The organism is Bordetella petrii (assembly GCF_020991325.1).
In the GTDB taxonomy this organism is placed as follows: domain Bacteria; phylum Pseudomonadota; class Gammaproteobacteria; order Burkholderiales; family Burkholderiaceae_B; genus Bordetella_A; species Bordetella_A petrii_E.
On record NZ_JAJMLX010000036.1, the window covers coordinates 1 to 25424 of the forward strand.

At 63.9% G+C, this 25424-nt stretch carries 26 protein-coding genes; 16 read left to right on the forward strand and 10 right to left on the reverse strand.

Annotation, left to right across the window (positions count from 1 at the left end; genetic code table 11):
* Positions 1–575: outer membrane protein assembly factor BamE (locus LPZ50_RS05910; protein ID WP_230658791.1), on the reverse strand; the 575-nt coding region annotated here is incomplete at its 3' end.
* 161 nt (positions 576–736) lie between these two features.
* Between LPZ50_RS05910 and fur the strand changes: the two genes are divergently transcribed.
* Positions 737–1156 (forward strand): ferric iron uptake transcriptional regulator, encoded by a 420-nt coding sequence (gene fur / locus LPZ50_RS05915; RefSeq protein ID WP_230658793.1) that lies wholly within the window; start codon positions 737–739, stop codon positions 1154–1156.
* 27 nt (positions 1157–1183) lie between these two features.
* Here the strand turns inward: fur and recN are convergent, their stop codons facing one another.
* Positions 1184–2845 carry a DNA repair protein RecN gene (gene recN, locus LPZ50_RS05920; RefSeq protein WP_230658795.1) on the reverse strand — a complete coding sequence of 554 codons (1662 nt, stop codon included), beginning with the start codon at positions 2843–2845 and terminating at the stop codon, positions 1184–1186.
* 9 nt (positions 2846–2854) lie between these two features.
* Positions 2855–3754 (reverse strand): NAD kinase, encoded by a 900-nt coding sequence (locus LPZ50_RS05925; protein WP_230658797.1) that lies wholly within the window; start codon positions 3752–3754, stop codon positions 2855–2857.
* Between the two features lie 113 nt (positions 3755–3867).
* Here LPZ50_RS05925 and hrcA point away from each other — a divergent pair, with 113 nt between their 5' ends.
* The 7 genes from hrcA to dnaJ all read left to right on the forward strand — a co-directional run bounded on the left by hrcA (position 3868) and on the right by dnaJ (position 10617).
* Positions 3868–4875: a heat-inducible transcriptional repressor HrcA gene (gene hrcA, locus LPZ50_RS05930; protein WP_230658799.1), complete on the forward strand. Its 1008-nt coding sequence runs from the start codon at positions 3868–3870 to the stop codon at positions 4873–4875.
* 53 nt (positions 4876–4928) lie between these two features.
* Positions 4929–6086, forward strand: a complete 1158-nt coding sequence (gene hemH, locus LPZ50_RS05935) for a ferrochelatase (RefSeq protein WP_230658800.1) — start codon at positions 4929–4931, stop codon at positions 6084–6086.
* Between the two features lie 25 nt (positions 6087–6111).
* Positions 6112–6357 (forward strand): hypothetical protein, encoded by a 246-nt coding sequence (locus tag LPZ50_RS05940; RefSeq protein ID WP_230658801.1) that lies wholly within the window; start codon positions 6112–6114, stop codon positions 6355–6357.
* A 72-nt stretch (positions 6358–6429) separates the two neighbouring features.
* Positions 6430–6987: a nucleotide exchange factor GrpE gene (gene grpE, locus LPZ50_RS05945; RefSeq protein ID WP_230658803.1), complete on the forward strand. Its 558-nt coding sequence runs from the start codon at positions 6430–6432 to the stop codon at positions 6985–6987.
* A gap of 5 nt (positions 6988–6992) precedes the next feature.
* Positions 6993–7373, forward strand: coding sequence for a thioredoxin family protein (locus LPZ50_RS05950; RefSeq protein WP_230658805.1), 381 nt, complete (start codon positions 6993–6995; stop codon positions 7371–7373).
* Between the two features lie 88 nt (positions 7374–7461).
* Positions 7462–9384, forward strand: coding sequence for a molecular chaperone DnaK (gene dnaK, locus LPZ50_RS05955; RefSeq protein WP_230658807.1), 1923 nt, complete (start codon positions 7462–7464; stop codon positions 9382–9384).
* A 105-nt stretch (positions 9385–9489) separates the two neighbouring features.
* Positions 9490–10617, forward strand: coding sequence for a molecular chaperone DnaJ (dnaJ, locus tag LPZ50_RS05960; protein ID WP_230658809.1), 1128 nt, complete (start codon positions 9490–9492; stop codon positions 10615–10617).
* A 193-nt stretch (positions 10618–10810) separates the two neighbouring features.
* Here the strand turns inward: dnaJ and LPZ50_RS05965 are convergent, their stop codons facing one another.
* Positions 10811–11146, reverse strand: coding sequence for a DUF4148 domain-containing protein (locus LPZ50_RS05965; protein ID WP_230658811.1), 336 nt, complete (start codon positions 11144–11146; stop codon positions 10811–10813).
* A 271-nt stretch (positions 11147–11417) separates the two neighbouring features.
* Positions 11418–14180, reverse strand: a complete 2763-nt coding sequence (locus LPZ50_RS05970; protein ID WP_230658813.1) for a M16 family metallopeptidase — start codon at positions 14178–14180, stop codon at positions 11418–11420.
* Positions 14181–14418: 238 nt separating this feature from the next.
* On the opposite strand from LPZ50_RS05970, the gene LPZ50_RS05975 reads away from it, so the two are divergent.
* Both LPZ50_RS05975 and LPZ50_RS05980 read left to right on the forward strand, forming a co-directional pair.
* The gene (locus LPZ50_RS05975; RefSeq protein ID WP_230658815.1) at positions 14419–14790 is read left to right on the forward strand and encodes a hypothetical protein; all 372 of its coding nucleotides are present in this window, start codon (positions 14419–14421) and stop codon (positions 14788–14790) included.
* A gap of 95 nt (positions 14791–14885) precedes the next feature.
* A complete protein-coding gene (locus LPZ50_RS05980; protein ID WP_230658817.1) occupies positions 14886–15440 on the forward strand; it encodes a GNAT family N-acetyltransferase in 555 nt (184 codons plus the stop codon).
* Between the two features lie 13 nt (positions 15441–15453).
* Here LPZ50_RS05980 and LPZ50_RS05985 read toward each other — a convergent pair whose 3' ends face one another.
* Positions 15454–16626, reverse strand: coding sequence for a vWA domain-containing protein (locus LPZ50_RS05985; RefSeq protein WP_230658819.1), 1173 nt, complete (start codon positions 16624–16626; stop codon positions 15454–15456).
* 23 nt (positions 16627–16649) lie between these two features.
* Positions 16650–17522: an AAA family ATPase gene (locus LPZ50_RS05990; protein WP_230658821.1), complete on the reverse strand. Its 873-nt coding sequence runs from the start codon at positions 17520–17522 to the stop codon at positions 16650–16652.
* A gap of 149 nt (positions 17523–17671) precedes the next feature.
* Here LPZ50_RS05990 and LPZ50_RS05995 point away from each other — a divergent pair, with 149 nt between their 5' ends.
* Together LPZ50_RS05995 and LPZ50_RS06000 are read left to right on the forward strand one after the other, a co-directional pair.
* On the forward strand, positions 17672–18013 hold the full coding sequence (locus LPZ50_RS05995; protein WP_230658823.1) for a c-type cytochrome: 342 nt from the start codon (positions 17672–17674) through the stop codon (positions 18011–18013).
* A gap of 14 nt (positions 18014–18027) precedes the next feature.
* On the forward strand, positions 18028–18390 hold the full coding sequence (locus tag LPZ50_RS06000; protein ID WP_230658825.1) for a c-type cytochrome: 363 nt from the start codon (positions 18028–18030) through the stop codon (positions 18388–18390).
* A gap of 95 nt (positions 18391–18485) precedes the next feature.
* Here the strand turns inward: LPZ50_RS06000 and LPZ50_RS06005 are convergent, their stop codons facing one another.
* The gene (locus tag LPZ50_RS06005) at positions 18486–18911 is read right to left on the reverse strand and encodes a DUF1841 family protein (protein ID WP_230658826.1); all 426 of its coding nucleotides are present in this window, start codon (positions 18909–18911) and stop codon (positions 18486–18488) included.
* 195 nt (positions 18912–19106) lie between these two features.
* Between LPZ50_RS06005 and icd the strand changes: the two genes are divergently transcribed.
* From icd to LPZ50_RS06025, 4 genes are all read left to right on the forward strand, one after another.
* On the forward strand, positions 19107–20363 hold the full coding sequence (gene icd, locus LPZ50_RS06010) for an NADP-dependent isocitrate dehydrogenase (protein ID WP_230658828.1): 1257 nt from the start codon (positions 19107–19109) through the stop codon (positions 20361–20363).
* Between the two features lie 454 nt (positions 20364–20817).
* On the forward strand, positions 20818–21954 hold the full coding sequence (locus LPZ50_RS06015) for a porin (RefSeq protein ID WP_230658831.1): 1137 nt from the start codon (positions 20818–20820) through the stop codon (positions 21952–21954).
* A gap of 380 nt (positions 21955–22334) precedes the next feature.
* Positions 22335–22613 (forward strand): DUF4212 domain-containing protein, encoded by a 279-nt coding sequence (locus tag LPZ50_RS06020; RefSeq protein ID WP_230658834.1) that lies wholly within the window; start codon positions 22335–22337, stop codon positions 22611–22613.
* A complete protein-coding gene (locus tag LPZ50_RS06025; RefSeq protein WP_230658836.1) occupies positions 22613–24694 on the forward strand; it encodes a sodium:solute symporter family protein in 2082 nt (693 codons plus the stop codon). The genes LPZ50_RS06020 and LPZ50_RS06025 overlap by 1 nt, the downstream gene beginning before the upstream one ends.
* Here the strand turns inward: LPZ50_RS06025 and LPZ50_RS06030 are convergent, their stop codons facing one another.
* Together LPZ50_RS06030 and LPZ50_RS06035 are read right to left on the reverse strand one after the other, a co-directional pair.
* Positions 24695–25024, reverse strand: coding sequence for a DMT family transporter (locus LPZ50_RS06030; protein WP_230658838.1), 330 nt, complete (start codon positions 25022–25024; stop codon positions 24695–24697).
* Positions 25021–25424: Smr/MutS family protein (locus LPZ50_RS06035; protein WP_230658840.1), on the reverse strand; the 404-nt coding region annotated here is incomplete at its 5' end. The genes LPZ50_RS06035 and LPZ50_RS06030, both read right to left, overlap by 4 nt.

The following is a 25424-nucleotide window of genomic DNA, read 5'->3' on the forward strand; positions in this document are numbered from 1 at the left end:
GGCTCGATCGGCGACAGTCCCGTCGCCGTCAGGCGCGCCTGCCAACCGGCGGGGATGACCACGCCGGCGCCATCGGCCCCATGCGCCTGGACGGCGCCGTCGTAGACCGCGATACGCGTGATGCCGGCGCCCTCAGCCTGCTGCTTGGCCGTTTCGGCGTCCAGTTGCTCGTCGGCGGCTTTCTTGGCCGGATTGCCCTCGGCGTCCAGCTGGAAGGGCTGCAGTTCGGGCTGTTCGTCGCCGCTCCAGCGCGTCAGGCGATCGTTGTCGAACCACACCGTGAACTTGCGCTCCTGTGCCTTGCCATAGCCGGGCTTGAAATAATAGGGGTAATCCCAGCGATCGGCGTGCAGCACGCTGGTCAGAGTGGGGCTGCCCAGGGCAAAACGCACCTGTTCGCGCGTCATGCCGGGCTGCAGCAGGGCAACCTGTTCTTGGGTGATCCAGTTGCCTTGCTGCACCGGCGCCTTGTAAGGAAAGCCCCATTTGTCGGACGTGCAGCCCGCCAGGGCGACCGTCACGGCGGTTGCGGCCAGCGCAGTTTTCAGGAACCGGGTCGGAATACGTGCAATCATGGACTCCAAGCGCCCCTATCTGTGATTTAAAGCCAGTAAAACCGTTATCATAAAGGTTTCACAATGCGGTAGCTCCGCGGGCAGCGGAAAAAGCGGTACCTTTGCCCGTTCGGCGGCCGTATTTCCTGCCCAAGCCACCGCGGACAGAGAGCGATTACACCATGACCGACCAAAGCGAACTGAAGAACATGGGCTTGAAGGCGACTTTCCCGCGCCTGAAAATTCTGGACATCTTCCGCAAAGCCGACCAGCGTCACCTTAGCGCCGAAGACGTCTATCGCGCCCTGATTGGCGAAAACGTCGAGATCGGGCTGGCCACCGTATACCGCGTGCTGACCCAGTTCGAGCAGGCCGGCATCCTCAGCCGCAGCCAGTTCGACAGCGGCAAGGCGGTGTTCGAGCTGAACGACGGCGACCACCACGATCACCTCATTTGCACCAATTGCGGCAAGGTCGTCGAATTTTCCGACCCCGACATCGAAAAGCGCCAGCACAAGGTGGCCAAGGACAACAACTTCGTCCTGGAAAGCCATGCCATGGTGCTGTACGGCATTTGCGGCGACTGCCAGAAGGCCCGCTAAGCCGGTAGTGGCGCCGCCGGGTGCCGGCTAGCGCGACGGCTCGGCCACGCCGCCCAGCATCTCGCGCGCGTGGTCGCGCGTGGTGCCGGTGATCTTGATGCCTCCCAGCATGCGTGCGATTTCTTCCACGCGCTGGTCGGCGTCCAATTCGGCGATGTGCGACCGGGTTACTCCCGCGCGTTCCGACTTGCTTACCCGATACTGCGCATTGCCGCAGGCTGCCACCTGGGGCAGGTGGGTAACGCACAGCACTTGATGGCGCTCGCCCAGTTCGCGCAGCAGCTTGCCCACCACTTCGGCCACGGCTCCGCCCACGCCGCTGTCGACTTCGTCGAAGATCAGGGTGGGCACGCGCGCGGCGCGGCTGGCAATGACTGACAACGCCAGGGAAATACGCGATAGTTCGCCGCCCGACGCCACCTTGGCCAGGGGGCGGGGCGAGGTGCCCGCATGGCCGGCCACCAGGAATTCCACTTGGTCGCTGCCCTGCGCCGACGGCGCGGCTTGCGACACCACCGGTTCGAATTTGCCGCCTTGCATGGCCAATGCCTGCATGGCCTGGGTAACCTGCTTGCCCAGGCTCTTGGCCACTTTGGCGCGCGCGGCGGAAAGCTTGCCCGCCGCTGCTTCGTATTGCGCGCTGGCTGCTTCGGTACGGGCGCGCAGGGTGTCGATATCGGCGGCAGCCTGCATGTCGGCCAGCTGCGTGTGCAGTGAGTCGCGCAACGCGAGCAATTCTTCGGGTTCCGTCTTGAACTTGCGCGCGGTGTCGAACACCGCGCTCATGCGGGTGTCGACTTCGGCCAGGCGCTGCGGGTCGAGCTCGACGCGGCTGACGTAATTGTTCAAGTCGGATACCGCTTCGGCCATGGCGATGCCCGCGGATTCAAGCGCGTCGGCCACCCCTTGCAGGGCCGGGTCGTGGCGCAGCATTTGCTGCAGGCGGTGCTGGGCGGTGGCGACGCGATGCTGGGCGGAATCTTCTTCGCCGTCCAGCGCTTCCAGGACCTGGCCCGCGCCGTCCAGCAGCGACTGCGCATGCGCCAGGCGCGATTGTTCGCCCTGCAGGGCATCCCATTCGCCGGGCTGCAGCGCCAGTTGGTCGAGTTCGTCGGCCTGCCACTGCAGGCGTTCGCGTTCGGCCGCCAGGCCGGCGGCGTCTTTCTCGGCCAGTTCCAGGTGGCGCGCCAGGGTGCGCCATTCTTTCCAGGCCTGGCCCACGGCCTGCCGCAATTCGGCGTGCCCGCCATGGGCGTCCAGCAGGTCGCGCTGGGCGTCGGCGCGCATCAGGCTCTGGTGGGCGTGCTGGCCGTGGATGTCGACCAGGTGGTCGCCCAGTTCGCGCAATTGCCCCAGGGTGGCCGGCATGCCATTGATATAGCCGCGGCTGCGGCCCTGGGCGTCGACCACGCGGCGCAGCGCCAGTTCTTCGCCGGTGTCCAGGTCGCGTTCGGCCAGCCAGCCGCGCAGGTTCTGGGGAGCATCGAACAGCGCCGTAATGTCGGCGCGCGCCGCGCCTTCGCGCAGCACGCCGGTGTCGGCGCGTTCGCCCAGGGCCAGGGCCAGCGCGTCGATGAGAATGGATTTTCCGGCGCCGGTTTCGCCCGAGAACACCGTGAAGCCGGCGTCGAAGTGGATCTCGGCTTGTTCGACGATGACGAAGTCGCGGATGTGCAGGGTACGCAGCATGGCCGGCCGTTACTCCACGCTGTCCGAGGCTTGCGGCATCAGGTTCCAGTGCAGCTTGCGGCGCAGGGTGGAAAAGAAGCTGTAGCCTTCGGGATGCACGAAGCGGATGGTGTAGGGCGCGCGCTGCACTGAAATGCGGTCGCCCGGCTGCAAGTCAGACCAGGTTTGCATGTCGAAGTGCACGCTGGCGCCGACCTCGACGCGGCCGATGGCGGTAAGCGTCATGCTGAGCACGCCGCCGCCGGGAATGACGATGGGACGGTTCGACAGTGTTTGCGGCGCCACGGGCACCAGCACCATGGCGTCCAGGCCGGGATGCAGAATGGGGCCGTTGGCCGACAGTGCATAGGCGGTAGAGCCGGTGGGGGTGGCGATGATCAGGCCGTCGGCGCGCTGGCCGTACATGAACGCCCCGTCCAGTTCGACGCGTACTTCGATCATGCCGCCGCGCCCGGCGCGGTTCAGCACCACGTCGTTCAGGGCGGGGGCCGAATACATTAATTGGTCGCCGCGCCAGACGCTGCCTTCCAGCAGCATGCGGTCTTCGGCCTGGTAATTGCCGTCGATGACGCGCCGCAGTGCCGTGTGAGCCTCTTGCAGGGGGACGTCGGTGATGAAGCCCAGCCGGCCATGGTTGATGCCCACCAGCGGCACGCCGAACGGTGCCAGCGTGCGCGCTGCGCCCAGCACCGTGCCATCGCCGCCCATGACCACGGCCAGCGAGGCGTTGGCGCCGATTTCTTTCAGGGTGGCGACCGGATATTCGCGTACGCCGGTGTTGTCGGCGGTGTCGGATTCGATGAGCACTTGGCGCCCCGCCTGCACGAGCATGTGCGCCAGGGCGCGCAGCGGCGCATCCAGGCCGGTGTCCTGGTGTCTGCCTATCAGGGCGACGGTAGGGAAGTGCATGGCGTTAAGGCGGATAATCTATGCAAATGGCGGATTCGAAGATTATATGGGGCCGCATGTCTTGCCGCTGGACAAAATCGCCCATTTCCAAAAGTTTCCCTACAATAGCCCATATGGATGATCGCGCACGCGCATTACTTAAAGCGTTGATAGAACGCCACATTGCCGACGGGCAACCAGTCGGTTCGCGCACGCTTTCCAAGGTGTTCGACCTGTCGCCGGCCACCATCCGCAACGTCATGGCCGACCTCGAAGACCTTGGCCTGATCCACAGTCCGCACACCTCGGCGGGGCGCATACCCACCCCGCGCGGCTATCGCATGTTCGTCGATTCGCTGCTGGCGGTGCAGCCGTTTCAGTTCCGGCCCCAGCAATTCAGTGAAGCCACACTGACGGCCACCGAGCCCTCCCGGGCCGTGAATGCGGCGGCGGCCCTGTTGTCCAACCTGACGCAATTCGCCGGCGTGGTGCTCACGCCCAAGCGCGCGCAGGTGTTCCGCCAGATCGAATTCATCCGGTTGTCCGAAAAACGGGTGCTGCTCATTATTGTCACGCCCGACGGCGACGTGCAGAACCGCATCCTGTCGGTGCAGCGCGACTACACCGAATCCGAACTGCTCGAAGCCGGCAACTTCTTCAACGTGCATTTTGCCGGCAAGTCCTTCGATGCCGTGCGTCGTACCCTGACGACCGAACTGGCGCAACTGCGCGAAGACATCTCGCGCCTGATGCAGGCCGCCGTCGAGGCCGGTGCCGAGGCCGTCGAAGACGGCGACGACATGATCATCTCGGGCGAACGCAAGCTGCTCGACGTGACCGACATCGCGTCCGACATGGACCGCCTGCGCAAAATGTTCTCGCTGTTCGAACAGAAAACCGAACTGCTGCAGTTGCTGGATACCTCCAGCCGCGCGCAGGGCGTGCAAATATACATAGGCGGCGAATCGCAGTTGCTGCCCATGGAAGAAGTCTCGGTCATCACCGCGCCCTACGGGGCCGATGGCAGGGTGATCGGCACCCTGGGGGTCATCGGGCCTACCCGCATGGCCTACGAACGTGTGATTCCCATCGTCGACATCACGGCGCGGCTGTTGTCCAATGCGCTGAGCCACAACCAATAGATTTGTAGCGGGCCGCCCTTTTTTCGCGGAAAGAGCGCCCAGAGAGGTCTTTCGTGTTCCTTCGCCTGTTCAAGTACCTTTGGCCCGAACGCTATCTTCCCGAGCCCCGCCAGGCAGACCCTTTCGATGAAAACCCGGCGCCCCGCGCCGCGGGCCCGGTGGGCGTCCTGCTGGTAAACCTGGGCACCCCCGACACCGCCACCCCCAAGGATATCCGCCGCTACCTGGCGGCTTTCCTGTCCGACCCGCGGGTCATCGAGATCCCCCGCTATATCTGGCGTCCGGTGCTGCATGGCCTGGTGCTGGCACGGCGGCCCAAGCGCCTGCAGCCGCGCTATGAGGGCATCTGGATGGAAGAAGGTTCGCCCCTGCTGGTGTACAGCCGCCGGCAGGCCGAAGGGGTGCGGCAAGCCCTGCACGCGCGGGGGCACCAGGTGCAGGTCGAGCTGGCCATGCGCTACGGCGAGCCCTCAATCGCCCAGGCTGTCGACCGTCTGCGGGCGCAAGGTTGCCAGCGCATCCTGACGGTGCCCCTGTATCCGCAATACGCCGCCAGCACTACGGCCACGGTGGTCGATGCGGTGGCCGGCTACGCCGGGCGCTTGCGCGACCAGCCCGAACTGCGCTTCATCAAGCGTTTCCATGACGACCCCGGCTACCAGGATGCCCTGGCGCGCCAGATTTCCGACTACTGGCAGGCCAATGGCCGGCCCCAGAAGCTGGTCATGAGCTTTCACGGCCTGCCGCGCTATTCCATCGAACTGGGCGACCCTTATTACCGCGACTGCCTGGAAACCGCCCGCCTGCTGCGCAAGCGCCTGGGGCTGGACCCCGAGCAGGTCGAGGTTACCTTCCAAAGCCGGTTCGGCGCGGCCCGCTGGCTCGAGCCCTATACCGAGCCCACCCTGAAAGCGCTGGCGGCTCAAGGTGTTACCGAGGTAGACGTGGTGTGTCCCGGCTTCGTGGCCGACTGCCTGGAAACCCTGGAAGAAATCAGCCAGGAATGCCGCGATGCCTTCCTGCAGGCCGGCGGCCGCCAGTTCCGCTACATTCCGGCCCTGAATGACCACCCGGCCTGGATCGAAGGCCTGGCCGCCCTGGTCGACAATCACTTACAAGGCTGGCCCACGCGCGCCTCCCAAGGCCGTACACTGGATTCGGGCACGCGTCCATCGGGCGCCGGCGCCGGACATGGCGCCGGTTCAGATTGATCGCCAACTTTGCAGGAGGCAGCGTATGAACATTACCGTGAGACCCGGCGTGGGCACATCTTCGGCACCTGGGCATACCGACCTGAAAGAAGATCCCGTCGAGCGCGAGCTCGACGAAGCCCTGGAAGATACTTTCCCGGCCAGTGATCCCGTCGCCATTACGCCCGACGACGACCCCCAGCGCCATTCCGACGAGGCGGTGGACGAGGCGCTTGAAGATTCTTTCCCCGCCAGCGATCCGCCTGCCCCGGCCCGGCCCGGCAAGGGCTAGCCCGCCTCTTGAAATCACCGCATCGGCCCCCATTATCGGGGCCGACGCTATTGTTTTTTGGAGGAACATCCCATGACGGCATCCCAAGAGCCTGTCGATCAAACCCCCGAGTCTGACGAGCAGGCCGCCGCGGCGCCCGCCACGGTGCAGGCGCTGCAGGCCGAACTGGCCGCGGTGCGCGCCGAGCTCGAGGCGGCCCAGGCTACCGTCACCGAACAGCAGGACCAACTGCTGCGCACCCGCGCCGATGCCGAGAACATCCGTCGCCGGTCCCAGGAAGACGTGTCCAAGGCACGCAAGTTCGGCATCGAGTCGTTCGCCGAAAGCCTGGTTCCCGTAAAAGACAGCCTGGAAGCCGCGCTGGCCCAGCCCGACCAAACCGTGGACGCGCTGCGCGAAGGCGTGGAAGTGACGCTGAAACAACTGGTAGGCGCGTTCGACCGCAACCTGCTGAAGGAAATCGCCCCCGCCCAGGGCGACAAGTTCGACCCCCACCAGCACCAGGCCATTTCTTCCATCCCGTCCGACCAACCCGCCAACACCGTGGTGCAGTTGCTGCAAAAGGGCTACGCCATTGCCGACCGCACCCTGCGGCCCGCGCTGGTGGTGGTGTCGGCCGGCCAGGGCTAAGCGCCATGTCCGGACCCGATTCCTTCGACCCGGCCCAGGTATTCGAGATATTCGGCATGCGCCCGGTGGGCTCCGCCGATTTCGATGCCGCCGTAATCGAGGCGCCGGGCGACGACTTGCGTTGTGTGTTTTTATGGGGCCAGGATTGTTACAATTGTAATCTATTCAAGCAGGCGGCCTTGCTGCACCAGCAGGCGCTGCTTGAATTAGGCCTGGCCTGGTTCCAGGCCGACGTCTACGCCGACGAGCCCTTGGGCCGGCGTTTTTCGTTGCATGGGGTGCCTACCTTCGTGCTGTTCCGGGGCGGCAAGCGCCTGGGGCGCATTACCGGCTGGCCGGGGCTGCCCCGGTTCGCCGAGGCAATCGGCCGCCTGCAGGGGTCTTGAAAAACCCTGGCGGCAACCCCAGTTAGGCTAAGACTCAGTTTTTTCAGTTATTTCCTGTATTCACGGATCTACATCAAGGTATTCGACCATGAGCAAAATCATCGGCATCGACTTGGGCACGACCAACAGCTGCGTGGCTGTCATGGACGGCAGCCAGGTCAAGATCATCGAAAACGCCGAAGGCGCCCGCACCACGCCGTCCATCGTCGCCTACATGGACGACGGTGAAACCCTGGTCGGTGCGCCGGCCAAGCGGCAGGCGGTCACCAACCCCACGAACACCCTGTACGCGGTCAAGCGCCTGATCGGCCGCAAGTTCGACGAAAAAGCCGTGCAGAAAGACATCGACCTGATGCCCTACAGCATCGTCAAGGCCGATAACGGCGATGCCTGGGTGGAAGCGCGCGGCAAGAAAATCGCGCCTCCCCAAGTGTCGGCCGACGTGCTGCGCAAAATGAAGAAAACCGCCGAAGACTATCTGGGCGAAGAAGTCACCGAAGCCGTGATCACGGTGCCGGCATACTTCAACGACAGCCAGCGCCAGGCCACCAAAGACGCCGGCCGCATCGCCGGCCTGGAAGTCAAGCGCATCATCAACGAGCCCACCGCGGCCGCGTTGGCGTTCGGCCTGGACAAGTCCGAAAAGGGCGACCGCAAGATCGCCGTCTATGACCTGGGCGGCGGCACGTTCGACGTGTCCATCATTGAAATCGCCGATGTCGATGGCGAAAAGCAATTCGAAGTGCTGTCCACCAACGGCGATACGTTCCTGGGCGGCGAAGATTTCGACCAGCGCATCATCGACTACATCATCGGTGAATTCAAGAAAGAGCAGGGCGTCGACCTGTCCAAAGACGTGCTGGCCCTGCAGCGCCTGAAAGAAGCGGCTGAAAAGGCCAAGATCGAGCTGTCGTCCAGCCAGCAGACCGAAATCAACCTGCCGTACATCACGGCCGATGCTTCCGGTCCCAAGCACTTGAACCTGAAGATCACGCGCGCCAAGCTGGAAGCGCTGGTCGAGGAACTGATCGAGCGCACCATCGACCCCTGCCGCGTGGCCATCAAGGACGCCGGCGTGAAGGTTTCCGAAATCGACGACGTGATCCTGGTCGGCGGCATGACCCGCATGCCCAAGGTCCAGGAGAAGGTCAAGGAATTCTTCGGCAAAGATCCCCGCAAAGACGTCAACCCCGACGAAGCCGTGGCCGCGGGTGCCGCCATTCAGGGTTCGGTGCTGTCGGGCGATCGTAAAGACGTGCTGCTGCTGGACGTGACACCGTTGTCGCTGGGTATTGAAACCCTGGGCGGCGTCATGACCAAAATGATCCAGAAGAACACCACGATCCCGACGCGTTTCTCGCAAACGTTCTCTACCGCCGACGACAACCAACCGGCCGTGACGATCAAGGTGTTCCAGGGCGAGCGTGAAATCGCCGCGGGCAACAAGAGCCTGGGTGAGTTCAACCTGGAAGGCATTCCGCCCGCGCCTCGCGGCCTGCCGCAGATCGAAGTCACATTCGACATCGACGCCAACGGCATCCTGCACGTGTCGGCCAAGGACAAGGGCACGGGCAAGGAAAACAAGATCACCATCAAGGCCAACTCGGGCTTGTCGGAAGACGAGATCCAGCGCATGGTCAAGGATGCCGAGGCGAATGCCGAGGAAGATCACCGCGTTGCCGAACTGGCCCAGACCCGCAACCAGGCCGACGCGCTGGTGCATGCCACCCGCAAGTCGCTCACCGAATATGGCGAGAAGCTCGAGGCCGCTGAAAAAGAAGCCATCGAGAACGCCATCAAGGAACTGGAAGACGTGCTGAAGGACGGCGACAAGGCGGCCATCGACGCCAAGGTCGAAGCCCTGTCGACGGCTTCGCAGAAGCTGGGTGAAAAGATGTACGCCGATATGCAGGCTTCGCAGGCTGCTCAGCAGCAGGCCGCCGATTCGGCCAAGCCGGTGGACGAGAACGTCGTCGACGCCGACTTCAAGGAAGTCAAGCGCGATCAGTAATGGCCGTCCCTGACGCCTGAATGCGCCCGGTACCCGGATTTTCCGGTTACCGGGCGGATTCGTTCAGAAGCTACAAGTTTATGGCTCTACCCGAGCCCATCCATTATGGCAAAACGCGATTACTACGAAGTCCTCGGCGTGGCAAAGAACGCCACGGACGATGAACTGAAAAAGGCCTACCGCAAGCTGGCCATGAAGTACCATCCGGACCGCAATCCGGACAGCAAAGACGCTGAAGAAAAGTTCAAGGAAATCAAGGAAGCCTACGAAGTCCTGGGCGACGAGCAAAAGCGCGCCGCTTACGACCGCTATGGCCACGCGGGGGTAGACCCCAACGCGGCCGGCATGGGTGGCGCAGGCATGGGCGGCGGCTTCGCGGATGCCTTCGGCGATATTTTCGGCGAGATCTTCGGCGGCGCCGGCGGCCGGCGCGGCGGCGGCCCGCAGGTGTATCGCGGCGCCGACCTGAAGTACGCGCTGGAGATCACCCTGGAGCAGGCGGCCAATGGTTTCGACACCGAGATCCGCGTGCCCAGTTGGGAACACTGCGACACCTGCCATGGCAGCGGCGCCAAGGCCGGCACCACGCCCAAGACATGCCGCACCTGCGGCGGCTCGGGTGCGGTGCGCATGCAGCAGGGTTTTTTCAGCGTGCAGCAAACCTGCCCCACCTGCCATGGCAGCGGCAAGGAAATCACCGATCCGTGCCCGGCCTGCGACGGCGTTGGGCGCATTCGCCGCAACAAGACCCTGCAGGTCAAGATTCCCGCCGGCATCGATGACGGCATGCGCATCCGTTCCAGCGGCAATGGCGAACCGGGCATCAACGGCGGCCCTCCGGGCGACCTGTATGTCGAAATCCACATCAAGCAGCACAAGATTTTCCAGCGCGATGGCGAAGACTTGCACTGCGAGCTGACCATCCCGTTCACCACGGCGGCCCTGGGCGGCGAACTGCAGGTGCCCACGCTGGGCGGCAAGGCCGAGATCTCGATTCCGGAAGGCACGCAGTCCGGCAAGACCTTCCGCCTGCGCGGCAAGGGCATACGCGGCGTGCGCGCCAGCTACCCCGGCGACCTGTACTGCCATGTGGTGGTCGAGACGCCCGTGCGGCTCAGCGAGGAACAGAAAACCATTCTGCGCCAATTCGAGACGTCGCTGAACGACGGCGGCGACCGCCACTCGCCGCAAAGCAAGTCCTGGACGGATCGGGTGAAAGAGTTCTTCAGTTGAACTTGGGCAGACCAGGCTGGTGTCTGGCTCCGACGGTGCCAGACACCGTTGTGCGCCCCGGCTGTCTCGATAGAACGGTGTCAGGCACCCTGGCGGGAGCCTGACACCAGCAATGCAAAACCCCCTGCGGGATATCCCTGCAGGGGGTTTTTTTGCCTTGGGACGGCCCGCGCGGGCCGCACGGCTTTCCCTGTCAGTTGGCAACCGGGGGGTAGTCCAGTTCGCCGAAGGTGTATTGGCCGTTGGCCTTGGCCTGGGCCAGCTCGGCGCGGACCTGTTCGCGGGTCTTGCCGGGGCCGGCAAAGGTTTGCGCGGCGGGGTAGTCGGATTCACCGTAAGTGACCAGGCCGGCGGCCTTGGCTTGGGCCAGGTCGGCTTGCACTTGGGCGCGGGTGGGGGCGTTGGCGTCGGTCTGGCCGTACACACCCTGGAACGGAACGTTGTTCGGTTCGATATTGGGCGAAGCGGCATAGGCGCCGGCGCTCAGCAGGCCCAGGGACATCAGTACTGCGGTAGCTAGGGTTTTCATAAGACCTCCATTCGTCTGTTTGATCTGGGACTGAATCCGGCGGCCTTCCGTCGTGGTTCGTTTTGTTTCCCGATGACTGCATTCTGCGCGCATCAAGACCTGGGATAAACCCGTATTTATTGAAAATATTTTTCCATTATCGCAACTAATAAAATGGAAATTGATTTTTTGACCATTAATAATGGATTAATCGTTGCGATAGGCACCATCAATGGAAAAATAAAAAACGCCGGCGCAAGGCCGGCGTTTTGCTGGGGACGGGAACCGCGCTTTATTTGCCTGCTTTCTTGGCGGCGGAGAAATCGCCCGCGACGGCCGTGCTGAAGGCCGACGGTTGCAGGTATTTGCGCAGGGCGGCGTTAACCGTCTCGGGCGTCAGGGCGGTGATCTTGCGATCCATCTCGGCCGACCATTCGAACGTGCGGCCACGCTTCAGGTAGTCGACCCAGGTCGAGGCCAGCACGCTGTCCTGGGCGCGGGCCAGCTTGCGGTAGTTGAGCAGGGCGGCGATGCCGTCCTGGACTTCCTCGGCGGTGAAGCCGTCTTTCACGGCCCGCGCCAGTTCTTCGTTGATGGCTTTTTCCAGCCGTTCGCGGTTCTGCGGGGCGTAGATGGCGTATATGGTCCAGCTGGCCGTGGGCTCGAAGGACGATACCGACAGGTTGCTGCGCACGTTGTACGACAGGCCTTCGGTTTCGCGCACCCGGTGCCACAGGCGCGACGTTTCCGACGTGCCCAGCAGGAAGTTGGCCAGGTACAGAGCGGGGAAGTCTTCGTTGGAATCCTGCAGCTTGAGCGGCATGCGCGAAATGTAGAAGGCATTGGCCTTGTCGGGCGTTTCGATGTCGAAGCGCTGCGCCTTGATGTCGCGATACGGGTCGGACAACCGGGTATAGGCGGGCGCGCCCTGCCAGCCCTTCAGGCCGTCGGTCAGCGCCTGCTTCAGCGCGGCCTGGTCGAAATCGCCCACGGCCGACAGCTTGATGGCCCCCGCGCCGTAGAAGCGCTTGTGGAAGGTGGACAGGGCATCGCGGTCGAGTTTTTCCGCGTCGGCCAGGGCTTCTTCGAAGGTGGGCACGTAGCGCACGTCGTCGGCGGGCCAGGGGTTGTCCTGGCGGGCCAATGCGCGCGCGGCCAGCGCCGTGGGCTCGGTCATGGCACTGCGGATCGACGTGGCCGCCTGGCGCTGGTATTCCTGCACTTGTTCGGCCGGGAAGTTGGCGTTGCGCACCACGTCCAGCACCACCGACACCAGTTCGGGCAGATGTTCGCCCGCGGCCGACATGGCTACCGTGAGATTGGTGCCCGATCCGCTGAAGCTGACCTGGGCCTGCAGCGCGTCGAAGCGGTCCTGGATGTCCTGGCGCGACAGCTTATCGGTGCCGCGCTCGAGCAGGTCGGCCACGGCGGAAGCATTGACGCGCTGGCCGCGCAGGCTGTCGGCATCGCCGAACTGGATCAGCAATTCTGCCTGTACACGCCCGCCCCGCGTGGCCTTGGGCAGCAAGGCCAGTTGCACGGCGCCGTTGGGCAGGTCCAGGCTGCTGCGCTGGGTAAGTTTGTCGATGTTTTCGGGCGACGGGTCGAAGGCGTCGGCCTGCTTGAAATCCGGGTCGCCCTTGTAGTCTTTCAGGGCCGCGGCCAGGTCCGGGCGGGTGGCCAGGGGGGCGCGCTGCGGTTTTTCGGTGGGGATGTAGCGGCCTTCGGTGCGGTTGCTGGCCACCAGGTAGGCGTTGGCCACACGCTGTACATCGGCCAACTGGGCATCGCGCACGCGGTCGCGGTGCAGGAAGAACAGGCGCCAGTCGCCAGCGGCGATGGCCTCGGAAAGCGCCACCCCCACTTTTTCCGGATCGGCGTAGATCTGCTGCCAGGAAGTCAGCCACTTGCTGCGGGCGCGATCCAGTTCTTCCTGGGTAAAGGGCTTGCCGGCCAGCGATTCCAGCGTGGTTGTCAGCGTGTGCAGGGCTTTGTCCTGGTCCATGCCGGGCTGAAGCTGCGCGCCGAACATGGCCACGCCCGGGTGGTATTGGTCCATGGTGAAACCGAATACGTCGGCGGCCAGCTTGGTGGGCACCATGGCGTGGTACAGGCGGCCGGACGGGGTGTCGGCCAGGATGGTGGTGGCCAGGTCGAAGGGCGCGTAGTCGGGGCTGCCGGCGGCCGGGATGTGGTACATGGCCGCCACCAGCGGCGTGCCGCCGGCGCGGCGCAGGGTGACGGCGCGTTCGCCGTCCTGTACGGGCTCGACGGTGTATTCCGGCGGCAGTTTGCGTTGCGGCTTGGGCAGCTTGCCCAGCGTGTCGCGGATCACCTCCAGCGTGCTTTGGGGGTCGAATTTGCCGGCCACGATCAGTACGGCGTTGTCCGGCTGGTAATACTGGTGATAGAAGGCGCGCAGTTGCTCGATGTCAACGTTTTCTACATCGGAACGGGCGCCAATGGTGCTTTTGCCATAGTTGTGCCACTGGTAGGCGGTGGCCTGCATTTTCTGCATCAGCACGCGGAACGGGTTGTTCTCGCCGCTTTCCATTTCGTTGCGCACCACCGTCATCTCGGAATCGAGGTCTTCCCTGGCGATGAGCGAATTGACCATGGCGTCGGCCTGCCAGCCCAGGTACCACTTCAGGGTGTCGGGGTTGGCGGCGAAGCTGGCAAAGTAATTGGTGCGGTCGGACGAGGTAGAGCCGTTGGCCTGCAGGCCGCGCCGCGAGAATTCACCCAGCGCGTTGCGGGTGGTGGGCGTGCCCTTGAACAGCATGTGTTCCAACAGGTGTGCCATGCCGGTTTCGCCATAGTTTTCCTGGCGCGAGCCCACCAGATAGGTCATGTTGACCGTGGTGGTGGGCTTGGATGCGTCGGGCGCCAGCAGTACGCGCAGGCCGTTGGCCAGCCGGTACTCGGTAATGCCCTCGACCGATGCTTCCTGGGAAAGGCCGGCCGGCGCGGGCGCGGCGCCGGCCTGGAAGGCCAGGAATGACGTGATCAGCAGGGCGTTCAGGCGGGCCGCAAGCCCCGAAAACGAAAAACGCATGGCAGGGTTCCGTGTAACTGGCGAAAGTCGTTGGAGTGTATACCCCCGCAATGGTTCCGATTTGAAGTGGCTGCCGGGACAGGTGTAACCTGTTCAAAACAGAAGCTATTCCCTAGACGGGAGCGCGACAGCCGCAGCGGCTTCCCGTCTCGCGCCTGCCGGCCTGCGCGGCCGCGGGAGCGTCGTTCGCGCGTTCATCGCCGGCGCCGCGCCGGCCAACCCGACCGGAGGAACAGACATGCTGACAGATCTCGTCACACACGCCTTGTCCCAACTGATGGGAACGCCGCTGGACCAGGACCGCATCAAGGGCAGGTTTCGTTACGCGTATGCCAGCGACGACGGCCAGTTCGTCGCCATCCTGGGCCACGACCACACCACGTATGTGGTGGACGTGCCGGCCCGGCGCTATTGCGCCGAATGCGGCGGCCTGCCGCGCGGCTTTGCCGGCCATGTGCTGGAAATGGAAGGGCAGCCACCGGGCCTGTCGCGCCAGGCCGCGAACGAGGCGTTCGACCTGGACATGGACGCCGACGATATTCCCTGGCGCCGCTGCCCGGGGCCGCGGGCGCACTTCACGGTGCGCGGAGGGCGAGCACGGGCGGCGTAGGGCAGCGCCAACGAACGGTGCCAGGTTCGCCGCTAGCGCCTGGTACTGTTTTACTGTGCGGCAACCGGTTCCGCCCGCCGTCGCTACAATGCCGCATGGATTCCCCACCCCCCTCCGTGCCGCAGGGCGCCACCCTGGTCGAATGCACGCATGCGCGCCACGCCGATGCGATTCTGGCCATTTTCAACGACGCGATCCTCACGTCCACGGCCCTGTACGAATACCAGCCGCGCACTCCGGCCACGATGCAGGCCTGGTTCCAGGCCAAGCAGGCGGGCGGGTTTCCGGTCATGGGCCTCGAGGACGAGGGCGACACGTTGATGGGCTTTGCCAGCTATGGCGCCTTCCGCGCCTTTCCGGCCAACAAGTACACCGTCGAACATTCCGTCTACATCGATGCCCGCTTTCGCGGCCGGGGGCTGGGCATAGCCCTGATGCGCGTGCTGATCGAGCGCGCGCGGCAACGCCAGCTGCACGTGCTGGTGGGCGGCATCGATGCCGCCAACGCCGGCAGCATCCATCTGCACGAGAAACTGGGTTTCACGCATGCCGGCACCATCCGGCACGCGGGCTATAAGTTCGGGCGCTGGCTGGACCTGGCGTTCTACCAGCTGACGCTGGACACGCCGGCCCACCCCGTGGACGGCTGAGGCGGCCGCCGACTTACTTCGACAGCAGGCGCATGGCTTGTTCCAGGCCGGCCACGGTAACCGGATACATGCGTTCCTGCATGATGTCGCGCAGCAGCGCGATCGATTGGCGGTACTGCCAAGACGCGGTGGGTTCGGGGTTCAGCCACACCGCCTTGGGCCAGGCGTCCAGCAGGCGGCGCAGCCACACGGCCCCGGTTTCTTTGTTGTAGTGCTCGACCGACCCACCGGGCTGCAGGATTTCGTAGGGGCTCATGGTGGCATCGCCCACGATGATCAACCGCCAGTCCGGGTTGTATTTGCGCAGGATGTCCCAGGTGTCGAAGCGTTCGGTCTGGCGCCGGGTATTGCTTTGCCACAGGCTTTCGTACGGGCAGTTGTGGAAGTAGTAGACGTCCAGGTTGCGGAACTCGCTGCGCGCGGCCGAGAACAGTTCTTCGACCCGCGCGATGTGGTCGTCCATGCTGCCGCCCACGTCCAGCAGCATTAGCACCTTGACGGTGTTGTGGCGTTCGGGCACCAGCCGCAAGTCCAGGTGGCCGGCATTGCGCGCGGTGCTGGCAATGGTGTCGTCCAGGTCCAGTTCCAGGTCGGCGCCTTCGCGCGCGAAGCGCCGCAGGCGCCGCAGCGCCACCTTGAAATTGCGGATACCCAGTTCGAGCTGGTCGTCGTAGTCGCGGAACTGGCGCATGTCCCAGACCTTCACCGCGCTGCGGTTGCCGGCCGACGCGCCGCCCACGCGGATGCCCTCGGGGTGGTAGCCGCCGTTGCCGAAGGGCGAAGTGCCGCCCGTGCCTATCCATTTGCTGCCGCCGGCATGGCGTTCTTTCTGTTCTTCCAGGCGTTCCTTGAAAAGCTCCATCAGCTTGTCCCAGCCGTGCTTTTCGATGGCGGCTTTTTCTTCCGGGGTCAGGCTTTTCTCGAATTGCTTGATCAGCCAGTCGATGGGAATTTCCTTGCCGGCCGGCAAGGCCGCTTCGATGCCGCGGTAGTAGGCGCCGAAGGCCGCGTCGTAGCGGTCGTACAGGGATTCGTCCTTGACCAGGGCCGCGCGGGCCAGGTAGTAGAAACTGTCCAACGTGGGAGCCATGACGCCGTGGCGCATGGCATCCAGCAGGGTCAGGTATTCCTTTACCGAGACCGGCAGTTTGTGGGCGCGCAGGTGGTAGAAGAAGTCGGTCAGCATGTCGGCTTGGGCCGCGGGGCCGTTCAGCGCCGGAGGTTGCCGCGCGTCATGGCGGCCAGCCGTTCCAGCAGTTGCACGTCTTGCTCGTTCTTGAGCAGGGCACCCGCCATCATGGGTACCGACGCGGCTGCGTGGGCATCGATCTGGTCGGCCGTGGCGCCTTCGGCCAGCAGTAGCCGCAGCCAGTCCAGCAGTTCCGAGGTGGACGGTTTTTTCTTCAGGCCCGGCGCATCGCGCAGCGCAAAGAAGGTGTCCAGCGCCGCGCGCAGCACGTCCTGCTTCAGGTCGGGGAAGTGCACGCCCACGATGTCGCGCATGGTTTCGCGGTCGGGGAAGCGGATGTAGTGGAAGAAGCAGCGCCGCAAGAATGCGTCGGGCAGGTCTTTTTCGTTGTTCGAGGTAATGATCACCAGCGGGCGATGGAGCGCTGCGATGGTCTGGCGCGTTTCATATACATGGAATTCCATGCGGTCGAGTTCGCGCAGCAAGTCGTTGGGGAATTCGATGTCGGCCTTGTCGATCTCATCGATCAGCAGCACTACCGGCTCGGGGGCCTCGAATGCCTGCCACAGCGTGCCCTGCATGATGTAGTTGCGGATATCGCGAACCTTCTCGTCGCCCAGCTGCGAATCGCGCAGGCGGGACACCGCGTCGTATTCGTACAGGCCCTGGTGGGCCTTGGTGGTGGACTTGATGTGCCACTGCAGCAGCGGCCGGCCCAGCGCCTGTGCGACTTCTTCGGCCAGCATGGTTTTGCCGGTGCCCGGCTCGCCCTTGATGAGCAAGGGCCTTTGCAGGGTCAGCGCGGCATTGACGGCAAGTTTGAGGTCATCGGTGGCAACGTAGCGCTCCGTTCCTTCGAAGCGGGGGGCGGCGGAAGTCTGGGCAGCGGACATGGGCAATGGCGGCAGGTAAGGGCACGGGCGGGCCGCGCGGGTTGGTATGGCTTGCGAACAATTATCGTACAATCGCAGAGTTTTGCAGTTGGGCATAGACCCAGCGCTCATCCCGAGCATCGTTTTCAGCCTTACCAAGAGCCATTCCAATGAAGTTGAGAACATCTCTGTCCGTGCTGGTTACTTTGGCGTCCTGTCTGGTCGCTGGCCAGGCAGCCGCAGCCGATGCAGCGCCGGTCGGCAATGTCCAGAACGCCCGCGACAAGGTCTCCATGTGCATCGGCTGCCATGGCATTCCGGGCTATAAAGCCAGCTTTCCCGAGCTGTACCACGTTCCGATGATTGCCGGGCAAAATGCCAAGTACATCGAAGCGGCCCTCCACGAGTACAAGAAAGGCGCGCGCAGCCATCCCACCATGGATGCCATCGCGGGCAGCCTCAGCGACCAGGACATCGCCGACCTGGCCGCGTACTACTCTAATCTCAAGTGATGCGAGGGCCCATCATGAAACGCTATACGCTGACCCTCGCGGGTGTTGTGCTGGCGGTTGCCGGCGGTACCGCGCAGGCGCAAGACCTGGCCGCCGGCAAGGCGGTGTTCGACAAGTTCAACTGTGCGTCGTGCCACGGCGCCGATGCCAAGACCTCGGTGGATCCTTCCTACCCAGTGCTGGCCGGCCAGCACGCCGACTACCTGGTGCAGGCGCTGAAGGCCTACAAGCGCGGCGCGGCCGGCGCACCCGCCACGTCGAACGTGCGCAAGAATCCCATCATGGGCGCATTCGCCGCGCAACTGTCCGACCAGGATATCGAGCACGTGGCCGCCTGGCTGGCATCCCAGCCCAGCGACCTGGGCGTGCGCAAGTAGCGGGCCGCCGCGGCGCGCCGCCAGGAAAAAGCCGCCCCGCGCATGCAGGGCGGCTTTTTTTGTATAGCGATATTCCCGCGCTGGCGCGGCGGGTTCTAGCGCTCGGCGCGCTGGCGGATCAGTTCGATATAGGCGTCGCTGTCCAACGGGGTGCCCAGCCGCTGCGCTTCCCATACCACCTGGCCCAGGCACTCCATGATTTCATGGGCGGCCTGGTGGGCGTCGGTGCGGGACACCAGTTTCTGATAGGCGGCGCGGATGCCGCGCGGGTGATCGATGGACAGCTGTTCCGCGATGGCCAGGTGCATCGACAGGTGCAGAAAGGGGTTGGTGCGGCCTTTCTCGACCGGGTATTGGGCCGTCATGGCATCCGGATGTTCGAGATCGCCGTGGTATTCGGGATGCTCGATGATCCAGTCCAGGGCCATGGATTCGAGGGGAGTCAGGACTTCGGCGGCGCGGTGCTTGCGCCAGGTTTCGATGAAGAATTCGCGGACCTGGTCGCGGGAAGGGTTGAACATGGGCCTGCGGCTTGCGGATAGGTAAACCCCTATTTTAGACCCGCCGTGTTGCGCTGCCGGGCGCACGGGGCGCGGAATGCGAGATAGAATGGGTTACTTGTCCGCCATCCGGCCCGGTTGTCCAGCGGCTTGCCGCCAGCGTCCGCGCCCTGGCCAGGCGAGCGCGCATAATTATTCGGAGCAACTGGAGCATTCATGTCCTACCAACATATCAAGGTGCCCGCGGCGGGCCAGAAAATCACGGTCAATGCCGACTACTCGCTGAATGTGCCCGACCAGGCCGTCATTCCTTTCATCGAAGGCGATGGCACCGGCGCGGACATTACCCCGGTCATGATCAAGGTGGTGGATGCGGCCGTGCAGAAGGCTTACGGCGGCAAGCGCAAAATCCACTGGATGGAAGTCTATGCCGGCGAAAAGGCCACCAAGGTGTATGGTCCCGATGTCTGGCTGCCCGACGAAACCCTGGACGTCGTGAAAGACTACGTGGTGTCCATCAAGGGCCCCCTGACCACGCCGGTGGGCGGCGGCATCCGTTCTCTGAACGTGGCGCTGCGCCAGCAACTCGACCTGTATGTCTGCCTGCGGCCGGTGCGCTACTTCAAGGGCGTGCCTTCGCCGGTGCGCGAACCCGAAAAAACCGACATGGTCATCTTCCGCGAGAATTCGGAAGACATCTACGCCGGCATTGAATACCAGGCGGAAACCGAGCAGGCCAAGGAACTGATCCAGTTCCTCCAGACCAAGCTGGGCGTGAAGAAAATCCGTTTCCCCAATACCTCGTCCATCGGCATCAAGCCGGTGTCGCGCGAAGGCACCGAACGCCTGGTGCGCAAGGCCATCCAGTATGCCATCGACAACGACCGTGCTTCGGTCACGCTGGTGCACAAGGGCAACATCATGAAGTTCACCGAAGGTGGCTTCCGCGACTGGGGCTATGAACTGGCCCAGAAAGAATTCGGCGCCCAGTTGATCGACGGCGGCCCGTGGTGCAAATTCAAGAATCCCAAGACGGGCCGCGAGATCATCGTCAAAGACTCCATCGCCGACGCGTTCCTGCAGCAGATTCTGCTGCGCCCGGCCGAATACGATGTGATCGCCACGCTCAACCTCAACGGCGACTACATCTCCGATGCGCTGGCCGCGCAGGTGGGCGGCATCGGCATTGCCCCGGGCGCCAATATGTCCGACTCGGTGGCCATGTTCGAAGCCACGCATGGCACGGCGCCCAAGTATGCGGGCAAAGACTACGTCAATCCGGGCTCGGAAATCCTGTCGGCCGAAATGATGTTGCGCCATATGGGCTGGACGGAAGCGGCCGATCTCATCATCGCCAGCATGGAAAAATCCATCCTGTCCAAGCAGGTCACCTACGACTTCGCCCGCCTGCTGGAAGGTGCCTCGCAGGTATCGTGCTCGGGCTTCGGCCAGGTCATGATCGACAATATGTGATGTGCCGCAGGGGCGGCACCGCCGCTTGCCCAAAGCCGCCCCCCGGGGCGGCTTTTTTCATGCCCGCAGGACGTCGCCGCTGTAAAGAATGGACAGACGATGTCCCTCTGTATTAAAACAAGTACCAATATTTGCAGGTTCCATCGACCTTACTAATAAGTACACACAAAAAATCAGCTTGCCCCGCCAAGGAACTCTGGACACACGTAGGTTGAAGGTGTTGCTTGCGCGCCATAAAAGCGGCGTTATAAGAAGTGTATTAAGTAACTAAATATTCGCGCCTTTCCCGCGTTCTAGAGGGAAACCCTGATTATTCCGGGGGCGCAAAACAATTTTTGATACCTTGTGTAGTTCCTCGTTTTGGGCCGTTTTGCGGCATTCCCTAACGTATGGGTTCGAACTGTCTCCGCGGGTGGAGACAGAAGAGCTTTTCACTCTTGATCGGGATGAGGAAATGAAACTAACAAAAACCTTGCTCGCCGGCGCAATCCTTGCCGGCATCGGCGGCACCGCGTACGCTGAAACGTCGGTGACCTTGTACGGCTTGATTGACGTCGGGATCACCTACCAGCGCGGCAAAGTCGGTACCGAAGATGCGAACCGCGGCCAGTATGGTGGAGACTACCAATCCCGTATCGGTATGACTGACGGCATCCAGAGCGGTTCGCGCTGGGGCCTGCGCGGCACCGAAGACCTGGGCGATGGCCTGTCGGCGGTGTTCGTGCTGGAAAGCGGTTTCGGCGCCAGCAATGGCAACAGCAAGCAGGGCGATCGCCTGTTCGGCCGCCAAGCCACCATCGGCCTGATGTCCGACAGCATGGGCCGCCTGGATCTGGGCCGCCAAACCAACATCGCGTCGAAGTACTTCTCCGACATCGACCCGTTCTCGCTCAGCTACCTGAACTCGTCCATGGGTTCGGCGTTCAGCGCGGCCGACACGGTTCGCTATGACAACATGGTGATGTACCAGACCCCCAGCTGGAGCGGCTTCCAGGCGGGCGTGGGCTACTCGTTCTCGACCGACGACGTCGAAGGCCCCACCGGCTTTGAAGAAGACGACAACAACCGTGCCGTGACCGCCGGTCTGCGCTACGTGGGCGGCCCGCTGCAAGTGGCCTTCACGTATGACCAGCAGTTCCGCGCTCCCAGCCAGCCGCAACCCCAGCAGTTCATCCTGGGCGCCGCGTACGACTTCGAAGTCATGAAGCTGTCGCTGGCCTACGGCCGCACCAAGGATGGCGTGTTCCTCGGCCAGGACTTCGACCTGGGCGGTGGCGCCGTCAACCCCAACACCCCCGCCAAGGGCCTGGGCAATACCAACGACCGCTTCACCTGGGACGGCCTGAAGATCAATTCGTACCTGGTTGGCCTGAGCGCTCCGATTGGCGGCGCCAGCAACGTGTTCGGTTCGTGGCAGCGCGCCGACCCGAACAAGGGTCTGGAAAACATGGACATCTACAGCGTGGGCTACACCTACGACCTGTCCAAGCGTACCAACCTGTACACGGTGGCTTCCTACGCCGACGGCTACGCCTTCGTCGAAGGCAACAAGATGCTGACGGTCGGCGTCGGCCTGCGTCACCGCTTCTGATCAGGGTACGGGTTGCCCTTTTCCGAGCGGAGTCGGGGCACCTTGTTCTTGGCCATCCACACTGTGGGTGGCCTTTTTTATGTGCCGCCGGCATGAAATGCACCAATATGGTGCATTCAACCAAATGTTTCTGCGCTGTCTTAGGGCATTCCCCTAGTGTGACAATCCCATTCCTGGTGCAGAATCTTGTTCCATGCAGGTGAGGAGACAAACAGCCCTTAAAGGGCGACCGGCGGCACCGGTATAACAAACTGGCAGTACCTTAATAAAAGCAAAACGCACAACGGCTGGCACCATTCGTGCCAGCCGTTGTCGCTTGTAAGGCTCGCTTTCGTGCACAAAGGCTTTCCAAGCGGCGCCTGACCGGCTATTAATCACCCATGCCGGACACCCGCACCCCTTCAAATCCCGCCGCCCGGCGCTACTGGCGGCGCAACCTTGTCCTGATCGGCATCCTGCTGGGCTGCTGGGCCGGCCTGACCTTCCTGCCCGCCTTCTTTGCCCGCGACCTGTTGTTCACCTTCATAGGCTGGCCGTTTTCGTTCTGGATGGCCGCCTATGGCGCGCCCTTGCTGTACCTGGTACTGGTGGGCGTCTATGCCTTCATCATGAACCGCGCCGACTCGCGCGCCCGCCCTGACGACGAGCGGGGCGATTGATGCCGTTTACTGGCGACAACCCGCGCGAATTCGATATCCGGCTGCGCCGCATTTATGTGCTGTATACGGCCGGCTTCGCGCTGCTGATCGTGCTGCTGGCCCTGGCCGAGGTGGCGGGCATGCCGCGCAACTGGATCGGCTATGCGTTCCTGCTGGTGACGGTCAGCCTGTACGCTGGCATAGGCATTGTGTGCCGCACGTCCGACCAGGTTGAGTATTATGTGGCGGGGCGGCGCGTACCGGCCTTTTACAACGGCATGGCCACCGCGGCCGACTGGATGTCGGTGGCCTCGTTCATCGGCGTGGCCGGCACGCTGTACCTGACGGGGTATGGCGGGCTGGCCTACATCATGGGCTGGACGGGCGGGTACGTGCTGGTGGCGCTGCTGCTGGCCCCGTACCTGCGCAAGTTCGGCCAGTACACCATTCCCGATTTCATGGGCGCGCGCTATGGCGGCAACCTGGCGCGCCTGGCGGGCGTGGCCTGCGCGGTGTTGTGTTCCTTCACCTATCTGGTGGCGCAGATCTACGGCGTGGGCATCATTACTACGCGCATGACCGGCATTTCGTTCGAGCTGGGCATTTTCGTAGCCCTGGGCGGCATGCTGGTGTGCTCGTTCCTGGGCGGCATGCGTGCTGTCACATGGACGCAGGTGGGCCAGTACATCATCCTGGTGGTGGCTTACCTGGTGCCCGTGGTGTGGCTGTCGGTCAAGCACACGGGCATGCCTTTGCCGCAGTTGTCGGCAGGCACGGTGATGCAGCAGGTGACCGAGCGCGAGGCGCAACTGGGCAAAGACGTGGCCGAACTGCAGGTGCGGCAGTTGTGGCAGGCGCGCGCCGACCAGATGACCCAGCGCCTGCAGGCCCTGCCCGAGTCGTGGCAGCAGGAAAAAGACCAATTGCGCAGCCGCCTGGCGCAACTGACCGAAGCCAACGCGCCCATGGTGGAAATACGCTCGCTGGAGCGCGAGCTGGAAACCTATCCCGCCAGTGTCGAAGAGGCCCGCGTGGCGTGGTCGCAGGCGCGGGCCACTTACGAGGCGCGCGGTTCGCCGCCGGTGCCCCACGCCGAGCCCTTTCCCGCCAAAGACCCGCAGGAACGCCAGCACATGCGCATCAACTTCCTGGCGCTGGTACTGTGCCTGATGCTGGGTACCGCGGGCATGCCGCACATTCTGATGCGGTCATACACCACGCCGTCCATGGTCGAGGCGCGCCGCTCGGTGTGCTGGTCGCTGCTGTTCATCCTGCTGCTGTATTTCATGGCACCCGCCCTGGCATTGCTGGTGAAGTACGAGGTGTACACGCAAGTGGTGGGCACCGAGTTCGCCGCGCTGCCCAGCTGGGTGCATGCCTGGAGCGCCGTGGACATCAACCTGCTGAACCTGCTGGACGTGAACCGTGACGGTACGGTGCAATTGGGCGAAATCAGCATGGGGGCGGACGTGGTGGTGCTGGCCATGCCGGAGATAGGCGGGCTGCCCTACGTGATTTCCGGGCTGGTGGCCGCCGGCGGGCTGGCCGCGGCCCTGTCCACGGCCGACGGGCTGTTGCTGACCTTGTCGAACTCCTTGTCGCACGACATGTGGTACCGGCTGGTGTCGCCCCGCATGTCGGCCGCGCGCCGCGTGATGGTGTCCAAGATCCTGCTGCTGGTGGTGGCGTTCGGCGCCGCCTGGGTGGCGGCCCGCAAGCCGGCCGACATTCTGTTCATGGTGTCGGCGGCGTTCTCGTTCGCGGCCTCGTCGTTCTTCCCGGCATTGGTCATGGGCATATTCTGGCGGCGCGCCAACAAGTGGGGCGCCACCCTGGGCATGGTGGCCGGCCTGGCCACCACCTTCGCCTACATGGCGCATACGCATCCGTGGCTGCGTGAATGGGTCTTCGGCGTGGAACGCAGCCTGCCGGTGGATACCTGGTGGGGCATCCAGCCCATCGCGGCGGGCGTGTTCGGGGCGCCCGTGGCTTTCCTGACGATTATCGTGGTGTCGCTGCTGACGCCGCGGCCCGACCGCGCCACCGACATGCTGGTGCATTATCTGCGCGAACCGGACGGCAAGCCGCCGGCGCTGCCGTGATCAGTGCCCGACGGACTTAGAGAATACGTTCATGACCACCACGCCGGCGATGATCAGCGCAATGCCCGCGATGGCGGGGCCGTCCAGGTGCTGCTTGAAGAACACCGCGCCCACCACGGATATCAGCACGATGCCCACGCCCGACCAGATGGCGTAGGCGATGCCAACCGGGATTTCGCGCAGCGTCAGCGCCAGGAAGTAGAACGCCACCGCATAGCCCACCACGGTGACCACCGACGGCAGCAGCCGCGTGAAGCCTTCCGCGCTTTTCAGGGCGCTGGTGGCCAGGATCTCGGCCGCGATGGCGATGCCCAGGTATACCCACTTCATGGCCGGCGCGCACCAGCTTGGCGCAACAGTACCAGCAGGGCGCCGGCCCCGCCTTCGCGGTCGGGGGCTTGTGAAAACGCCATGACGTCGGCTTTTTGCACCAACCAGGTGCGCACCTTGTCTTTCAGCACGGGTTCCAGGCCCTGCGAGCCATAACCCTTGCCATGCACGATGCGCACGCTGCGGATGCCGTGTTCCAGGCATTCGTCCAGGAACGACCATACCGCGTGGCGGGCCTGTTCGACCCGCAGGCCGTGCAGGTCGAGCTCGGCGCCGGCCGGCCACTGGCCGCGGCGCAGGTAGCGGGCGGTATCGGGGGCGGCAACGGCGCGCACGAAGGCGGTGCCGCCTGCCGACAGCAGGTGGGCCACGTCGTTGGCGGAACTGTCGCAAGTCATGC

Bases quoted from the DNA above. Each gene is read 5' to 3' on its own strand.
- LPZ50_RS06015 (WP_230658831.1), top strand. From the start codon at position 20,818: ATGAAACTAACAAAAACCTTGCTCGCCGGCGCAATCCTTGCCGGCATC.
- LPZ50_RS06020 (WP_230658834.1), top strand. From the start codon at position 22,335: ATGCCGGACACCCGCACCCCTTCAAATCCCGCCGCCCGGCGCTACTGG.
- LPZ50_RS05925 (WP_230658797.1), bottom strand. From the start codon at position 3,754: ATGCACTTCCCTACCGTCGCCCTGATAGGCAGACACCAGGACACCGGC.
- dnaJ (WP_230658809.1), top strand. From the start codon at position 9,490: ATGGCAAAACGCGATTACTACGAAGTCCTCGGCGTGGCAAAGAACGCC.
- LPZ50_RS06000 (WP_230658825.1), top strand. From the start codon at position 18,028: ATGAAACGCTATACGCTGACCCTCGCGGGTGTTGTGCTGGCGGTTGCC.
- grpE (WP_230658803.1), top strand. From the start codon at position 6,430: ATGACGGCATCCCAAGAGCCTGTCGATCAAACCCCCGAGTCTGACGAG.
- LPZ50_RS05940 (WP_230658801.1), top strand. From the start codon at position 6,112: ATGAACATTACCGTGAGACCCGGCGTGGGCACATCTTCGGCACCTGGG.
- LPZ50_RS05970 (WP_230658813.1), bottom strand. From the start codon at position 14,180: ATGCGTTTTTCGTTTTCGGGGCTTGCGGCCCGCCTGAACGCCCTGCTG.
- LPZ50_RS05995 (WP_230658823.1), top strand. From the start codon at position 17,672: ATGAAGTTGAGAACATCTCTGTCCGTGCTGGTTACTTTGGCGTCCTGT.
- dnaK (WP_230658807.1), top strand. From the start codon at position 7,462: ATGAGCAAAATCATCGGCATCGACTTGGGCACGACCAACAGCTGCGTG.
- hrcA (WP_230658799.1), top strand. From the start codon at position 3,868: ATGGATGATCGCGCACGCGCATTACTTAAAGCGTTGATAGAACGCCAC.
- LPZ50_RS05950 (WP_230658805.1), top strand. From the start codon at position 6,993: ATGTCCGGACCCGATTCCTTCGACCCGGCCCAGGTATTCGAGATATTC.
- fur (WP_230658793.1), top strand. From the start codon at position 737: ATGACCGACCAAAGCGAACTGAAGAACATGGGCTTGAAGGCGACTTTC.
- LPZ50_RS06025 (WP_230658836.1), top strand. From the start codon at position 22,613: ATGCCGTTTACTGGCGACAACCCGCGCGAATTCGATATCCGGCTGCGC.
- LPZ50_RS05965 (WP_230658811.1), bottom strand. From the start codon at position 11,146: ATGAAAACCCTAGCTACCGCAGTACTGATGTCCCTGGGCCTGCTGAGC.
- LPZ50_RS05990 (WP_230658821.1), bottom strand. From the start codon at position 17,522: ATGTCCGCTGCCCAGACTTCCGCCGCCCCCCGCTTCGAAGGAACGGAG.
- LPZ50_RS06005 (WP_230658826.1), bottom strand. From the start codon at position 18,911: ATGTTCAACCCTTCCCGCGACCAGGTCCGCGAATTCTTCATCGAAACC.
- LPZ50_RS05980 (WP_230658817.1), top strand. From the start codon at position 14,886: ATGGATTCCCCACCCCCCTCCGTGCCGCAGGGCGCCACCCTGGTCGAA.
- icd (WP_230658828.1), top strand. From the start codon at position 19,107: ATGTCCTACCAACATATCAAGGTGCCCGCGGCGGGCCAGAAAATCACG.
- LPZ50_RS05985 (WP_230658819.1), bottom strand. From the start codon at position 16,626: ATGCTGACCGACTTCTTCTACCACCTGCGCGCCCACAAACTGCCGGTC.
- LPZ50_RS06030 (WP_230658838.1), bottom strand. From the start codon at position 25,024: ATGAAGTGGGTATACCTGGGCATCGCCATCGCGGCCGAGATCCTGGCC.
- LPZ50_RS05975 (WP_230658815.1), top strand. From the start codon at position 14,419: ATGCTGACAGATCTCGTCACACACGCCTTGTCCCAACTGATGGGAACG.
- recN (WP_230658795.1), bottom strand. From the start codon at position 2,845: ATGCTGCGTACCCTGCACATCCGCGACTTCGTCATCGTCGAACAAGCC.